The sequence below is a fragment of the Bartonella sp. AP7XZML genome, assembly GCF_042195745.1.
GTDB lineage: Bacteria > Pseudomonadota > Alphaproteobacteria > Rhizobiales > Rhizobiaceae > Bartonella.
This window is the reverse complement of the sequence record NZ_JBHIOT010000095.1, coordinates 68301-85156: the sequence shown is the minus strand read 5'-3', so window position 1 is coordinate 85156 and position 16856 is coordinate 68301. Positions and strand designations below refer to the sequence as shown.

Genomic DNA, 16856 nt, shown 5'->3' with positions numbered 1-16856 from the left:
TTGAAGCTTTCATTTCTTCAATACGGTTGTAGATCGAAATTAGGTGGGAGAAGTTTCGTCGAAAGTGCAGATTGCACAGGAAAGAAAGTCACGTAACCGAAAATTCGATGAAACCTCTATAAAAGTTTTTAGAACAAAAAGCAAGTCTTAATCAATTTTTATATAAAGAAAAAATAAGAAAACAGTGTATATTTTGCTAAGTAGAAAAAAATTCAACTAAAATAACTTTGTAGTGAACGTACCTCAAGGTGCCTTTTTTTGAGTGCTTTGATCGCTTCTACGACGGCTTCGGCTCCAGCTATTGTTGTATAATAGGGAACATTTTGCATGAGTGCTGCATAACGTAATGATTTTGAGTCTGAGATGGCACTGGCAGTGCTAGTTGTATTAAAAATTAATTGAATTTGGCGATTACGAATAGCATCTTCAATATGGGGGTGTCCCTCTAGAACTTTGTTGATTTTTTTTGCTTCAACGTGGTGTTCGGTGAGAAATTTTTGTGTTCCACTTGTGGCGACAACAGAAAAGCCAAGCTCAGTTAAACGTTTTACAGGATTTAAGATGCGTTTTTTATCTTCATCCCTTACAGAAACGAACAAAGTTCCTTCTTTAGGGAGTTTTACACCAGCTCCAAGTTGGGCTTTAGCAAAAGCAAGCGAAAATTCATAGTCAAGTCCCATAACTTCACCGGTTGAGCGCATTTCTGGACCAAGAAGTGTATCAACACCTGAAAAACGAGCAAAAGGAAATACTGCTTCCTTGACGGCAATATGTTGTTTTTTTTGCAAAGAAGGTAATCCACCATAAGCTTGAAGAGCATCATGAAGCGTTTCTCCTGCCATAATACGTGCAGCCATTTTAGCAATAGGGCGACCAATCGTTTTTGCAACAAATGGGACAGTACGTGAAGCACGGGGATTGACTTCTAAGACATAAATGGTGTCATCTTTTATAGCATATTGTACATTCATTAAGCCGCGAACATGAAGTGCTTGTGCTAATGCTTTGGTTTGGCGCTCTAATTCAGTAACTATTTTATTTGAGAGCGTATGGACTGGTAGAGAACATGCTGAATCACCAGAGTGGATACCAGCTTCTTCAATATGTTCCATAATACCAACGATTAGTGTTTCTTTGCCATCACATAGACAATCAACATCTACTTCAATTGCTTCTGTTAAATAGGTATCAAAGAGAAGCGGATTTTTACCAAGCAATATATTGATTTGTCCTGTTGTGTCGTTAGGATAACGGACTTTGATATCTTCTGAAATTAATTCAGGGACACTCTCAAGTAAATAATTTTGTAAGCTACGTTCATCACGGATAATTTGCATAGCACGTCCTCCTAAAACATAAGAGGGACGTACAACCAAGGGGAAGCCTAGTTCGTGGGCAATGAGGCGTGCTTGTTCAATGGAGTGGGCAATACCATTTTGAGGTTGTGTTAAATTAAGTTTAAATAACAGTTTTTGAAAGCGATCTCTATCTTCTGCTAAGTCGATAGCGTCAGGTGAAGTACCTAGGATGGGGATGTTGTGTTTTTCTAGAGCGCTTGCCAATTTCAAGGGTGTTTGTCCGCCAAATTGGACGATGACTCCAACCAAATCTCCTTTTTCCTGTTCTGCTTCTAAAATAGCGATAACGTCTTCTGTTGTTAAAGATTCAAAGTAAAGGCGATCAGAGGTATCATAGTCGGTTGAAACTGTTTCAGGATTACAGTTAATCATAATCGCTTCAAATCCTGCATCACGCAGTGCAAAAGCAGCGTGGCAGCAACAGTAATCAAATTCAATACCTTGCCCAATGCGGTTTGGTCCACCGCCTAAAATAGCAATTTTTTTGCGTTCAGAAACGTGTGCTTCCGAGTGCTCTACACCTGCAAAGAGAACTTCATATGTTGAATACATATAGGCTGTAGGAGAAGAAAATTCAGCGGCACAAGTATCAATCCGTTTGAAGACGTGTTTAACATTTAGTGATTTGCGTAAAGCTGCGATATAATCGGGTTCTTTCCCTGTAAGGGAGGCTAATCGCGCATCTGAAAAGCCCATAGCTTTTAACATACGTAAGTTATCTGCGTCTTGGGGTAATCCATGAATGCGGATACGCTGCTCCATTTCAATGATGGAGGCTATTTGTTCTAAAAACCACGGATCAATTTTGCTAATTTGGTGAATCTCATTTAAGGGTAAGCCTGTGCGCATGGCTTGAGCAATATAGCGTAGACGATCAGGGCTTGGTATGGCAATGGCGGAGCGTATAGAACTTTTTTCATCACCTTCAGCATGCTCTGGAATCACAATTTCATCAAGACCCGTAAGCCCTGTTTCAAGTCCACGGAGTGCTTTTTGTAACGATTCTTGAAAAGTGCGTCCAATTGCCATGACTTCTCCTACAGATTTCATCGCAGTTGTGAGGACAGGTGATGAACCGGGAAATTTTTCGAACGCAAAACGAGGAATTTTTGTCACAATATAGTCAATAGAAGGCTCAAATGATGCTGGTGTTGCACCACCCGTGATATCATTTTTTAATTCATCAAGTGTATAACCAACAGCCAGTTTAGCCGCTACTTTAGCAATGGGAAATCCCGTTGCTTTTGAGGCAAGCGCTGAAGAGCGAGAAACACGCGGATTCATTTCAATAACAATGAGGCGCCCATTTTCAGGATTGACAGCAAACTGTACATTGGATCCCCCCGTTTCAACACCAATTTCACGCAAAACAGCAATCGAAGCATTACGCATACATTGATATTCTTTATCGGTTAAGGTGAGAGCAGGTGCTACAGTGATCGAATCACCGGTATGAATCCCCATCGGATCAATGTTTTCAATAGAACAAACGATGATACAATTGTCGTTCTTATCACGAACAACTTCCATCTCATATTCTTTCCACCCTAAAACACTTTCTTCAATTAATACTTCTGTTGTTGGTGAAGCTTCAAGCCCACGTTCAATAATTTCATAGAATTCAGAGCGGTTATAAGCAATTCCACCACCAGTTCCACCAAGGGTGAATGAAGGACGAATAATAGCTGGAAGCCCAACAACATCAAGAGCTTGAACTGCTTTTGCTGTTGCATGAGCAATATAATGTTGTTTGCGATCAGCTTCGGTATGTCGCCAGTTGCGCTCAAGTTCTTCGAGTGCTTTGTCAAGCGCAGCACCAGAAAGCTTGGCTTTAAGTTCAGCACACGTTTTTGCGTGTTGTTGGCGATTTTCTTCTTTCAGTTCTGTTGCATTGGCTAACATAGAGCGTGGCGTTTCCAAACCGATTTTTGCCATCGCTTGGCGGAATAAAGCACGATCTTCAGCTTTATCAATAGCATCAGCATTGGCTCCTATCATTTCAACATGATAGCGGTCTAAAATACCCATACGCTTTAATGATAAAGCAGTATTGAGGGCTGTTTGTCCTCCCATAGTGGGTAAAAGGGCATCGGGACGCTCGTGGGCAATAATTTTGGCAACTATTTCAGGAGTAATGGGCTCTATATAAGTTGCATCAGCTAGATCTGGATCTGTCATAATCGTGGCAGGATTAGAATTTACCAAAATAATTCGGTAACCTTCTTCTTTTAATGCTTTACAGGCTTGAGTGCCTGAATAATCAAATTCACATGCCTGACCAATGATAATAGGTCCTGCTCCGATGATAAGAATAGATTTTATATCTGTGCGTTTGGGCATGACTTTTTCCTATGACAAATATCTATGTGCGATTGTTGCGGGCAAAATATTTCAGTTCTGAGGCTACAATCATTTTATAAGTTAAGTGACAAAGAAAGTAAGCATTAAAATACCTTTTCCATGCTTTTTTTCATAAAATTGAAGATAAATTTCTTTTTTGAGTTGAGTCATCTCGTCAGTCTATCAAAAGTATGACCTTTGATAAAAAAATAATAACAGTGCTCCAACAAATTAGAATATTCAAGCATACGTGGAGCATAAAAAGCCGGAACATCTTTCTAATCCATTGCCGGCATATTTTGTGTTTTATGACGTTTTTTGCTTAAGAGAGCACGCGCTTTTTCTGTTGCTTGTAAAACATAAGCCATTATTTATGGTGCGATGGGATTTCGTAAAATGAAATGGGAAGCTTATCGTGTTGTTCTGTAAAATACTGCCGTTTAGAGCTGTGATATAAGGTATGAAAATTTACCACATTAAGGTGTTTTTTGTTAGAGTGTATGATAGAATTCAGGGCAGGATTTGTCTGTAGAGAGCTTATGAAATAAACCATATCAAATGGTTTCAATTGGAATCTGTTATATAAAAAGCAAGATTGTTGATAGATCAGCTCTGGTCGAAGTTTCCGTCTTAGGGTAGGAAGAAAGTCAATCTATGTATCTTTCCATTTCATAAAAAGGTGAGAGTGTATTTTAATACAATGGCTAAGGAGATAATTTCAGAATGATTTTGTTTGTTTTTAAAAGAGAGTGAATACTCTCCCTTTACTTTATGGATGATGTTCAAAACTTTTTAAGATATAAAGAAGGCTAAAATGCTGAATATTTCCCAAACGAGAGTATTCTGTCTGAAAGATGTATCAATAGGAAAGCTTTTGGTGGCTAGGTCTCAAAAAGGGATTTGTCATATAGCGTTAGGAGACACTATAGAGCAATTATTACAGGAGTTTACGATACGCTTTGGTGATGCACAACAAGTTGTAGGTGACAATACATTTAAGAGAGAAGTTGCCCATATTATAGCCATGATAGAAACACCTAAGCTGGTAAAAAAATATAATTTTCCCTTAGATATAAATGGTACAGTTTTTCAACGACAAGTATGGGCAGTATTATGTGATATACCATGTGGTGAAACAATTTCCTATGAGATCTTAGCGTGCCGTATTGGTATGCCGAAAGCTTTTCGTGCCGTTGCTCATGCCTGTGCACGTAACGAATTGGCTGTTATCATTCCTTGTCATCGTGTTGTGCGTAAAAATGGTTTTATTTCAGGGTATCGTTGGGGGGACAAACGGAAACAGATTTTACTACAACGAGAACAAAATGGAGAAATTTAACTTTGTGTGATGGGCATTATAATCGTTACAGTTGTTCCTTTCATTTCTTTTGAAGTAATTTCAAGTTTTCCTTTGTGGAGTTCTAAAAGAGAGCGTGAAATGGCTAAGCCAAGACCTGAGCCCGTATGAGATTTAGTAAGCTGATTTTCAACTTGTTCAAAAGGTTGCCCAAGTTTTTTAATTGCTGATTGGGGAATACCAACACCTGTATCTGTAATTTTAAAAATAAGGTTATTTTTTTTCTTGAAAGCACAGACATCAATATTTCCACCAGAAGACGTAAATTTAACGGCATTAGAGATGAGATTAAGGAAAATCTGTTTCATTGCACGACCATCAACTTCAGCATGAAGTTCTGGGGTAATGTTTGTTGTAACAACAATATTTTTTTCTTGAGCTTGAGGCGTTAATGTTCGTACTGCTTCACTAATGATGGGCTCAAGATCGGTATTTTTACAATCAAGCGTAAATCTTCCTGCTTCGATTTTTGACATATCAAGGATGTCATTGATAAGGGTTAGAAGATGGGTTCCTGAATTGTAAATATCATGCATATATTCCTTATAGCGTTGTGAACCAAGAGGACCAAAAGTTGATTGCAACATGATGTCTGAAAAACCAAGAATAGCATTCAGAGGCGTGCGCAATTCATGAGACATATTGGCTAAAAATTCTGATTTAGCCTTATTAGCACTTTCGGCGCGTTCTTTTTCTGCTTTCAAACTTTTATTAAGTTTTTCAACTTCTGTTGCGCGTTGTTGAGCACTCCCTCGTGCGCGCTTGAGTTCTTGAATGAAAGAAAAAAGACGCCTTTCACTGTCTTCAAATTTTTCCTGTTGTTGTTTAAGCTCAGAAATGTCAGTACCAATACAAACCAATCCTCCATCTTGGGTTCGTCGTTCGTTAATTTTGAGCCAACAACCATCTGCCGTTTGGCGAATACTGGTTAAGTTACCAGTACCATCATCTTTAAGGGGATATTCACTGAGTGCAGGACGTGCCATGGCTTCGACGGTTGCACGTTGGATACCTGATTGTAGAATTTGTTTAGGAATAGCGGCATATTCGCAAAATTTGCTGTTGGACATGACTAAACGTCCTTCAGCATCCCACAAGACGAAAGATTCTGAAATGTTTTCAATCGCATCACGGATACGAAGGTCGGCTTGCGCTGTTTGTTCAGCCAATTGTTGCTGTTCACTAATATCGAAGGAAATACCAACCAAATGGGGTTCTTCTTCTTCAGTCACTTCGGCACGAATGCGCATCCATACATAATGACCATCAGCATGACGCATAGGAACGTTAATATCGATATGCTTTTTTTTACCGCTCATTAATTCCTGAGCAAGATCAAAAAAATTCGCATCATTTGGATTGATAATGGCGCTAATTTGGGAAATTGAGAGCAATGCATCTTGAGGGACATAGCCGAGCATTTCGTACATTGCTCGTGACCAGTAGACGCGTCCACTTGCCATATTCCAATCCCATAGTCCACAGCGTCCACGCATCATTGCCATATCAATACGGTTTTGAATTTTTTCTGAAACAAGATCTGTTTTGCGTGCTCGTATAATTTGGTTATAATAAGCATAAAGAAGAGCGAGGATAACGCCACTAGTTCCAATGAATATGGTTATATTTAACGAGAGAGCTTTCCGCCATTCCATGTAAATATGTTGCATTTTTTCACTGATGAATACCCCATATTGTCCATTTTCTGTTTGCTGAAAGGAAGCGAGAGCAGGAATATTTTTTCCTATTGTAATTTTCATGATTCCAGCATGTTTTCCTAGAGCTTGTAAAGCAATGCTTTCAGAGGTAAAATCCTGTAAGGGTTTTCCTAAGACAATCTCGGAACTTGATGAAGCTAGGACATTGCCTTTTTGATCGACAATAGCAATAACAGCGCTGGTTTTTATAAAACCTTTGTTACGAAAATTGGTTAGGATATTTTGTAAATGATTATGAGAAAGAGCAGCAGCTTTTCCTTGTCGAGTGGCGGCAAGTAAGTCACGGTCGATTGTATTGGTAATATGAGAAGCTAAGAGAGCGATGGTAGAATGCGTGTTTTTATCAATTGTGTTGCGCCAATCATAGATTGATAGGAAACGGATTGCTGCTAGTATAACAAGAAATGCAAGAATTACAAATGGGAGTGAACGTCGCAGCCAAGGTTCAATAAAAAGAAGTTTTTTATAGGCAGAACCAGAAAACAGATTGGTACGCTCTGTCCGCTCCTTGCGACTTTGAGCGCTTGATTTTGAATCAGCATACACCTCCCTTGGCGCATTATATGCGTCCAATTTAGCCATCTCGCGTTCCTTTAATTCTGGAATAATGTGATTTAAAAACTGCTTCGATATTCATAGTAACCCCATCGAGTGCAATGAATCAAAACAGGAGTCTTCTGTCCAGTCTTTTTTTTAAAAAAATAATTTTACTTTTATGATTTTGGAATATGAAAAGAAAAAAATACTTTAAACGTGACCTATAAACAGGCTTAGATTGCCTGTTTATAGGTTTAATGATGATCGAATAGTTTATAGAATTTATTTTAAAAAATATCATAGCATATTGATTTAAAATAATTTTTTGTTTCAAGTAAGCAGACGGTTGATGATATCAGCAACATCGCTTGATAATTTTGGCGCAGCAGCAATCATTTTTAATTCAGTTTCAAGTTTTTGTTGTCGAATAGGTTCTAATTGTCGCCAAGAGCGCATCATTGTTAATAATCGTGAAGCAAGCTGTGGATTTTTTTTGTCAATTTCCAAAATGACTTGGCAAAGAAAATGATAAGATGCTCCATCCATCCTGTTAAAGCCCGTGAGATTGTTAGAGGCAAAAACACCGATTAGAGAACGTACACGATTAGGATTATCTTGTGAAAACAGCGGATGTTGCATGAGCTTTTGAACATTCTCGAGTGTTGATGTGCCAGCAACCATTGCTTGAATAGAAAACCATTTATCCATGACCAAAGGGTCATGCCGATAGCGGTTTTCAAAATCATTTAAGGCATTTTGTGCCTGCTCATTTTCATTAAAACGCTTCACGAGAACAGCGATACTCGCCATACGGTCAGTCATATTATCAGCTGTTGCATACTGTATAGCAGCTCGATTTGGATTGGCTTCAGCAATGGAAAGGTAATCCAGTATGATATTCTTTAATGCTCGCTTTCCAGCTTGTGCAGTGTTTGGTGAATAGGGCTCTTGGGTTTGCATTTGTCCATAGAATTTTGTTAAGAGCTCTTGATGAGTTTGTGCAAGTGAAGCTAAAAACTGATTGCGGATATAATGAATACGATTTGGGTCAATATTTTTACCGATTGTATGAGCAAGCTCAACTTCACTAGGTAAATTTAAACAGAAGGCACGAAATTCAGGCTCTAAGGTTTCATCTGTTATGATCGTTTCAATCAGCTTTAGCAAAGCAGAAGGAAGTGTTGCTTTTTCTTGTGTTTTATCTTGAATGCTTTGAATCAAAGCTTGCGTCATTAAATGATTAAGAGATTGCCAGCGATTGATGTGATTGTCATCATGTTGTGCAAGAAAAATAAGTTCTCTTTCATTGAATGGAGTGTGTAGAATGATTGGTGCTGAAAAGTCTCGCAGCAGTGATAAAACGGGTTTTTCACGCAGTCCCTTTAATGTAAAGGTTTGGCTTTCCTTGGATAAAAGCATAACATCTGATTGAATATCTGTATCTGCTTCATAGGTGAGGTTTTCTCCATTAGGTCCTAACAAGCCAAATACGATAGGGATAAGCATGGGCTTTTTTGTATTTTGTTGTGGGGTAACGGGAATATGTTGCTTTGCATGAATTGTTAAAACACCATCGCTATAATGACTATCGATTTCTACATTGGGTGTTCCTGCCTGTTCATACCATAGCATGAATTGGGAGAAGTCTTGACCAGACACTTCAGCAAAACAGGTAATAAAATCTTCAATTGTACAAGCTTGTCCATCATGACGTTGAAAATAAAGATCAGTGCCTTTACGAAAAAGAGTAGGACCTAAAATAGTTCGTATCATGCGAACAACTTCAGCACCTTTTTCATAAACAGTTGTGGTGTAAAAATTATTAATTTGGCTATATTGACGAGGACGTACAGGATGCGCAAGAGGTCCTGCGTCTTCTGCAAATTGCGTCGCTTTTAATGCTTTTACATTTTCAATTCGCTGTAGGCTGCGTACATTTTGATCTGATGAAAATTCCTGATCACGATAAACAGTGAATCCTTCTTTTAAACAGAGTTGAAACCAATCGCGACAGGTAACACGATTACCGCTCCAATTATGGAAATATTCATGTGCAATGACACGTTCAACATTTCTATAATCCTGATCGGTTGCTGTTTCAGGATCGACAAGAACATATTTATCATTAAAAACGTTAAGGCCTTTGTTTTCCATTGCTCCCATGTTAAAGTCGGACACAGCGACAATATTGAAAATATCAAGATCATATTCGCGTCCGAAACATTGTTCATCCCAACGCATGGAACGTTTAAGAGCATCCATTGCGTAGGTTGCGCGTTCGGTTTTTCCTTTTTCTACATAGATACCAAGCTCGATACGTCGTCCAGATACAGTTGTAAAATGGTCTTCTAACTTATCAAGATCTCCACCTACTAAAGCAAAGAGATAAGATGGTTTGGGATAAGGATCTTCCCAAATGGCAAAATGGCGATTATTCTCTAAAGTTCCTGTTTCCACCAGATTACCATTGGAAAGCAAGATTGGGATTGTTTGGGAATCTGCTTCAATTTTCACTCTATAGGTAGAAAGAACATCTGGGCGGTCGTAAAAATAAGTAATACGACGAAAACCTTCCGATTCGCATTGTGAGCAATAAACACCATTTGAAAGGTAAAGCCCCATAAGTTGGCGGTTGCTTTCAGGATTCAGTTCTGTAACCAATTTCAATGTAAAAGGAGCCGTTGGTGGCGTTGTAATTTCTAAACGTGAAGGCGTCACTTTATAAGTGTTTGGGGCTAATATCTCATCATTAATAGAAACGGAAATTAAAGTAAGATCATCACCAGAAAGAACAAGAGGTGTTAATTCTTTTGTATCGTGACGGGATTCAATAGACAATATGGCTGTAACATAGGTTTTTGTCGGTGCTAATTGGAAAGAAAGTTGTGTTTTAGGGATAACGTAAGGGGTTGGTTGGTAGTCTTCCAAACGATAAATAGATGTTATTGGCTGTTTCATAGTTTTTTCCCATTTGTATTTTAAGAGTTAAAGAAGGGAGTGTTAATTTTAGAAGCAATATAGGATTAAAGAATTACAAAAGGCTGTCGAGGCGATTTTTTACTTCTAAGAAGTCTATCCATGTAAGCTTCTTTTGACTAGGGGTTCTAAGAAGGTAAGCTGGGTGGAAAGTTGGCATAACAGGTATTTTTATATTATCCTCGCTTTCATAGATATGCCATTTCCCTCTTGTTCGGATAATCCCATTTTGAGATCCAGTAAGAAACTGTGCAGCAACGCCTCCTACTGCTATAAGAACACGAGGACGCGCTAAATAAATGTGCCGTTCAATAAAAGGGCGGCACAAGGCAACTTCTCTTGGTGTTGGTGTACGATTTCCTGGCGGACGCCAAGGAATAGTGTTGGCAATGTAAACATTATTTCTTGTTAAGCCAATTGATGCGAGGATTTTATTAAGCAACATCCCAGCTTTTCCCACAAAAGGAATTCCTTGTATATCCTCGTCTCGTCCTGGTGCTTCGCCTATAAGCATCAGGGGGCTTCCTGCTGTTCCATCTGAAAAACAGGTATTTTTTGCTGTCAATTTTAATGAACAGCCATTAAATGCAAGGAGAGCAGATTTTAATTCATCAAGTGTCTTTGCATTTTTTGCACTCTCTATAGCTGTGGATTCATTTTGTATAGTCCTAGAGTTATGCAGCTGATGATGATCTAATTTTATGGTTGGAGATGTTTTGGGAGATGCTTGTTGATTATGAGAAATGTTCACGACAGATATTAATTTTCTCTCTGAACAAGCAGACTGCTTAAAACGATCAATAGGAAAATCTGTCAGAACGGCATCCGCACCACTTTCTTTATAAAAGTTTAAGAGTTCTTCATAGGAAATTGAGCATGGCGTTTGATTTAACATTTTATTTTTTCTAATGATCTAGCGATTATAGATCAAACAAAATTATCCTTCAAGTTTTATTAAATGTATTCGCTAGCCATTAATGTATAAGAACGCTGATAGGATTCTCTCTTTTCACAAAAAAGGCAAATCGTAAAATGCGAATGTTCGCGATTATATGCATCTTTAAATGTATAATTTGTTTAAATTGCGTTATTTCAACTTTTTAAACAGACTAAACTCACTCATACTAAAAGAATTTTTTACTGAATGCAAGTGGTGTGATAATATTTTTTATCATTATATTCTATATTTAATACTTAATGAAAGTGAATTTTGTAGTATTTTATTTATAAGATTAATTATAAATTTTATATTATTATATATTTTTAATAACTTTTATTAAAAATATTAAATATATTAATTGAAATATATAAATATTACTTTTATATGAGAAAATACTAAGACGTTATAAACTATTTTTACAATGGGTTAAAAGCAATGTGTGGATATATGCTTTTGCTTTTTTTACAGCTGAAATGAGAGGTTCATTTAATGCTAAATGCGCTGCAATAGCGCTTGAGAGAATGCAACCTGTTCCTCGCATTGTTCCTTTTAAACGTGGAGTAGAGATATTTATGACTTCAGTTTTGTCAATGAAGCTATCAATTGCAAGAGGCCCCTCTGCATGTCCCCCTTTTACTAAAATAGAGCGAGCTCCCAATGACAAAAGTTTTTTTGCTTGTTGTATTGCTTGCTTATCATGAGATGCCAATGGACTTTTGCTAAGAAGAGCGAGTTCTTCTCTATTCGGTGTTAAAAGATCAACATGAGGAAGCAGTTTATCGATCATCGTGTCGATGATTGTTTCCGTTATTAGTTTTCCTCCTGATGAAGCGACAAGTACAGGGTCCAAAATAACTGGAACATGGGGATAGTCTTTGAGTACGTTACAGATTGCTGCTATAATTGCTTTTGTCCCCGTCATACCGATTTTTATTGCGCTTATTGGATTTGCTTCTAGGGCAGCACGCATTTGCGCAGCGACGAGGTCTCCACGCATTGGAATGATTTCGACAACGCGATTATCATCTTGTACGTTAACACAAGTAATTGCTAAATTTGCTTTTATTTGAAAATGTGCAGAGGTTTCTATATCACGAACAATACCAGCACCTCCTGTTGGATCAGTGCCCGCAACAATAAGAATAGAAGGTATCAACGCCATGTTTGTGTCACTTTTATCCACTGCTGTACACGCTCTTCTGGTTTTTTATGGAGGATAATATCAGTCACAACAGCAGCACTATTTGCTCCTGCTTTTAAAACACCCACTGCGCGTTCTGGTGTTAAACCACCAATACCCACCAAAGGTAAAGCACCAATCCGCTTTCTCCATTGTTTGATTTTTTCTAGTCCTTGCGGCATCCATTTCATTTTTTTAAAGATTGTCGGATAAATAGGACCAAGTGCAATATACTCAGGATTAGCAGAGAGTGCGATATCCAATTCATGTTCATCATGTGTACTAAGACCAACTTTTATACCACTTTTACGAATTGCGTGAAGATCAGCATTGCTTAGGTCTTCTTGTCCCAGATGAATAAAATTACACTTTTCATCAATTGCTATTTCCCAATGATCATTAATAATTAATTGTGCTCCCAATTTATTGCATATGTTTTTTGCACGCTTAATATGTTGACGGATTATTTGTTGATTTTCATGTTTCATACGCAATTGTACGAGCTTGATACCAAGAGGAAGCAAACGTTCAATCCAATCAGCGTTATCAACGATGAGGTAAAATGGATCCAGTTTCATGAAAATACCGCTTTTCCAATGATTGGTGTTGAAGGGACTGCTACATTGCGTGCTTCGATCATGCCAGCTTTATATCCCATACGTCCTGCTTGAACAGCTTTAGAAAATGCTTCAGCCATTAAGACAGGATCAGCTGCTTTAGCAACTGCGGTATTAAGAAGGACCGCATCATAACCTAGTTCCATCGCAATGGCGGCATGTGATGGGCGTCCAATGCCGGCATCAATAACAAGAGTAGCATCAGGAAGGTAAGCACGGATAGAACGCAATCCATCAGTATTATGAGGTCCTTTGGCAGAACCAATAGGAGCACACCAAGGCATAATAACACGGCAACCAATGTCGAAAAGTTTTTCAGCAACAATGAGATCATCCGTTGTATAGGCAAAAATTTTGAAACCTTCATTGTTTAAAATTTGAGCAGCTTCGATTAAGGAAAAAATATTTGGCTGTAAGGTGTCTGAATTACCGATAATTTCGAGTTTAATCCAAGCTGTTTTAAAAAGATCTCTTGCTAATTGCGCTGTGGTTACGGCTTCTTTAACAGTATAACAACCAGCAGTATTAGGAAGCACTGTTACCCCAAGTTCTTGAAGAAATTTCCAAAATTGTCCACCTTGTTTTCCACCTGCAGTTTCACGGCGCAAGGAAACAGTTACAATTTCCGTATTCGATTTATGAATAGCATCACGAAGGATTGCTGGTGAAGGATATTGCGCTGTACCTAATAGAAGACGGGAAGAGAATTGTCGTCCATAAAGATTCAGCATAATTTTAGCCTCCTTGCATTGGGCTTAAAATTTCAATTTTATCTCCTTCATGCAAGACAAATTGGCTTCGTGCATCTATGGGAACAACTTCAGCGTTAACAGCAGTTGCAAGCCAATTTCCTTCATACCCCAATTCTTCAAGCAAGAGACCGAGAGTCATAACTTCTGTTTGGACTGTTTCACCATTAACAAATATTTGCATGTTTTATTCCAATGCCAATTCCATTGCTCGTTTTGCCATTTCTGGAGACAACAGAAAACCATGTCTATAAAATCCATTAATAGAAATAAAGTTACCATCTTTATGCACAGAAGGGAAGTTATTAGGATAACATGGACGAACACCAACGCCAGATTCAATAATTTCTGCTTCAGCAAAAGCAGGATGTAAAGTATAAGCCGCGTTGAGCAGTTCCATCATTGATCTTACAGAGATTGCACCATCAAAGTCACTTTCAATCATCGTTGCACCAATCATAAAAATATTATCTTGTCGAGGTACAATGTAGAGAGGAAACCGTGGGTGAAGAAGACGAATTGGACGCGAAATTTTAATATCGGTGCAGCGCACGAGAAGCATTTCGCCGCGTACGCCCCGTATATTTTTATCTTTTCCTAAACGTGCTATTCCTGTCGCATCAATAACAATATCAAAATTTTTTTCAGCTATTTCTACATCAACAAAACAGGCTCCATTGTTGAGAAGCTTTTCTTTTAAAGCCATAAGTGCTTTGCGAGGATCAATATGGGCTTCATTTTCATAAAAGAGTGCACAGTTAAAACGTTCCGCAAGATCTGGTTCAAGATGAGCTATTTCTGTATTATCTACGGTTTTGTGATTATGCGTACGCACAGAAAATCGTTCAAGCTCTCCTCTATCTCGTGTAGGTGCAACCACTAAAGTGCCTTTTTGTATGACAAGGTTTGGGAGCGTTTTACGCCACCATTGTATAGCTTGTACACCAAGATCTTCAACAATTTGTTCTGCACTTTCCCTTTCACAGTAAGGTGCAAGCATTCCTCCTGCATACCAACTAGCACTTCCTATAGGTGAATGTGGGGGGGCCGATACAGTAACAGAAGCACCTTTTTGCTGTAACATAAAGGCAACTGTTAAGCCGCCTACACCTGCACCTTTGATAAGAATGTTCTTCAACTATTTACTTTCTTTTTTTGAGGAGGAACAATTTCCATATAAAGGTCACCATTTTTCTGATATTTTTCGGCCATGGCGATCATACCTTCCCCTTTTGTTTTTCTTATTGCGGCTGCCTCACGAATATCATGGGAAATACGCATAGAACAGAATTTTGGTCCACACATGGAACAAAAATGCACCAATTTATGGGCTTCTTTAGGCATTGTCTCATCATGAAAGGCACAGGCTGTTTCTGGATCAAGAGAAAGGTTAAATTGATCGTGCCATCTAAAATCAAATCGTGCACGCGAAAGAGCATTATCGCGCAATTGTGCTCTAGGCAAACCTTTGGCAAGGTCAGCGGCATGAGCAGCAATTTTATAAGTAATCACACCAGTTTTTACGTCATTCCTATCGGGCAGTCCTAGATGTTCTTTAGGTGTTACATAACACAACATAGCAGTTCCAAACCATCCAATCATAGCGGCACCAATTGCTGATGTAATATGGTCATAACCAGGAGCAATGTCCGTTGTAAGAGGTCCCAAAGTATAAAAAGGCGCCTCATGACAAAGATCTAATTGTTGCTCCATATTTTCTTTAATTTTGTGCATTGGGACATGCCCAGGACCTTCAATCATAACCTGTACATCTTTTTTCCAAGCAATTTTTGTCAATTCTCCCAAAGTTTTAAGCTCTGCAAATTGGGCTTCATCATTGGCATCGGCAATAGAGCCAGGGCGTAATCCATCTCCTAATGAAAGAGAGATATCATATGTTTTTGCAATATCACAAATTTCATCAAAATGTTCATAGAGAAAGCTTTCTTTGTGATGATGGAGACACCATTTTGCCATAATAGAACCGCCTCGTGAAACAATACCTGTTACACGATCAATGGTCATAGGAATAAATGGTAATCTTAATCCTGCATGAATGGTAAAATAATCAACACCTTGCTCTGCTTGCTCAATAAGGGTATCACGGAAAATATCCCATGTTAAGTTTTCGGCAATACCCTGTACTTTTTCGAGTGCTTGATAAAGAGGAACTGTTCCGATGGGCACAGGAGAATTTCGAATAATCCACTCACGGATATTATGAATATTTCGACCTGTTGAGAGATCCATAACTGTATCTGCTCCCCAGCGAATGGCCCAAACCATTTTATCAACTTCTTCTTCCATAGATGACGTTACTGCTGAATTGCCAATATTGGCATTAATTTTAACACGAAAATTACGCCCAATAATCATGGGTTCGCATTCTGGATGATTAATGTTTTGTGGAATAATGGCGCGTCCACAAGCAATTTCATTGCGAACAAATTCCGCAGTATAAATTTCTGGTATTGATCCAGCAAATGTTTCATTTGATGGTACATTCTGCCGTTCTTTTACTACTAATCCTTCATTTTCTCGTATAGCCACATATTCCATTTCTTCGGTAATAATGCCTGCGCGTGCATAAGCCATTTGTGTAATTGCTTTGCCATTTTTTGCTCGTAAAATAGAACGCTTTTGTTTAAAGGCTGGTGTAAGGTTTTTATCAGAAGTCAATCCATTATCTTCAGGTTTAACTAATCGTGCAGGATAAGTTTCAGTATCATTCCGCTTAGAGAGCCAAGGCAAGCTAATTGCTGGCAAGCCCTTTGTAATATCAATGATCATATCTTTATCTGTGTAGGGGCCAGAAGTATCGTAGACGTTTAAAGGTTTTTCACCACTGCCATCAGCCAGTGAAATTTCACGCAATGGTACGCGCACATCAGAAAAGAGAAGGCTCTGTTGATAAATTTTGCGTGAAGCGGGAAAGGGGCTACAACTGATTGATGGAGTATTTTTCTGCACAAACTTTTTCCTTATAGACACGGAGTTCAAAAATAGGTTGCGATGTTAATGGAGTTACGATGTTAATGGAGATGTATTCAAATTATCAATCACGAGCATTCAGATGAATAGGGA

The 16856-nt window shown here is 38.4% G+C and carries 11 protein-coding genes; 1 reads left to right on the top strand and 10 read right to left on the bottom strand.

The window, feature by feature from the left end:
- Positions 1-212 precede the first annotated feature (212 nt).
- Entirely contained in the window at positions 213-3698 is a 3486-nt protein-coding gene (carB, locus tag ACFILT_RS07405) for a carbamoyl-phosphate synthase large subunit (protein ID WP_375679827.1), read from the bottom strand.
- 814 nt (positions 3699-4512) lie between these two features.
- Here carB and ACFILT_RS07400 point away from each other — a divergent pair.
- A complete protein-coding gene (locus ACFILT_RS07400) occupies positions 4513-5037 on the top strand; it encodes a methylated-DNA--[protein]-cysteine S-methyltransferase (RefSeq protein ID WP_375679014.1) in 525 nt (174 codons plus the stop codon).
- Here ACFILT_RS07400 and ACFILT_RS07395 read toward each other — a convergent pair.
- The 9 genes from ACFILT_RS07395 to thiC all read right to left on the bottom strand — a co-directional run bounded on the left by ACFILT_RS07395 (position 5034) and on the right by thiC (position 16742).
- Positions 5034-7355 (bottom strand): ATP-binding protein, encoded by a 2322-nt coding sequence (locus tag ACFILT_RS07395; RefSeq protein WP_375679826.1) that lies wholly within the window; start codon positions 7353-7355, stop codon positions 5034-5036. The genes ACFILT_RS07400 and ACFILT_RS07395 overlap by 4 nt on opposite strands.
- A gap of 285 nt (positions 7356-7640) precedes the next feature.
- Positions 7641-10268, bottom strand: a complete 2628-nt coding sequence (pepN, locus tag ACFILT_RS07390) for an aminopeptidase N (RefSeq protein ID WP_375679016.1) — start codon at positions 10266-10268, stop codon at positions 7641-7643.
- Positions 10269-10341: 73 nt separating this feature from the next.
- A complete protein-coding gene (locus ACFILT_RS07385) occupies positions 10342-11181 on the bottom strand; it encodes a uracil-DNA glycosylase family protein (protein ID WP_375679825.1) in 840 nt (279 codons plus the stop codon).
- 448 nt (positions 11182-11629) lie between these two features.
- Entirely contained in the window at positions 11630-12388 is a 759-nt protein-coding gene (locus ACFILT_RS07380; protein WP_375611294.1) for a hydroxymethylpyrimidine/phosphomethylpyrimidine kinase, read from the bottom strand.
- The gene (locus ACFILT_RS07375; protein WP_375679018.1) at positions 12379-12984 is read right to left on the bottom strand and encodes a thiamine phosphate synthase; all 606 of its coding nucleotides are present in this window, start codon (positions 12982-12984) and stop codon (positions 12379-12381) included. The genes ACFILT_RS07380 and ACFILT_RS07375 overlap by 10 nt, the downstream gene beginning before the upstream one ends.
- The gene (locus ACFILT_RS07370) at positions 12981-13754 is read right to left on the bottom strand and encodes a thiazole synthase (protein ID WP_375611200.1); all 774 of its coding nucleotides are present in this window, start codon (positions 13752-13754) and stop codon (positions 12981-12983) included. Before ACFILT_RS07370 ends, ACFILT_RS07375 begins: the two co-directional genes overlap by 4 nt.
- A 4-nt stretch (positions 13755-13758) precedes the next feature.
- Entirely contained in the window at positions 13759-13956 is a 198-nt protein-coding gene (gene thiS, locus ACFILT_RS07365; protein WP_273791115.1) for a sulfur carrier protein ThiS, read from the bottom strand.
- Between the two features lie 3 nt (positions 13957-13959).
- A complete protein-coding gene (gene thiO / locus ACFILT_RS07360) occupies positions 13960-14910 on the bottom strand; it encodes a glycine oxidase ThiO (protein WP_375631685.1) in 951 nt (316 codons plus the stop codon).
- Positions 14907-16742, bottom strand: a complete 1836-nt coding sequence (gene thiC / locus ACFILT_RS07355; protein WP_375629319.1) for a phosphomethylpyrimidine synthase ThiC — start codon at positions 16740-16742, stop codon at positions 14907-14909. Before thiC ends, thiO begins: the two co-directional genes overlap by 4 nt.
- Between the last annotated feature and the right edge of the window lie 114 nt (positions 16743-16856).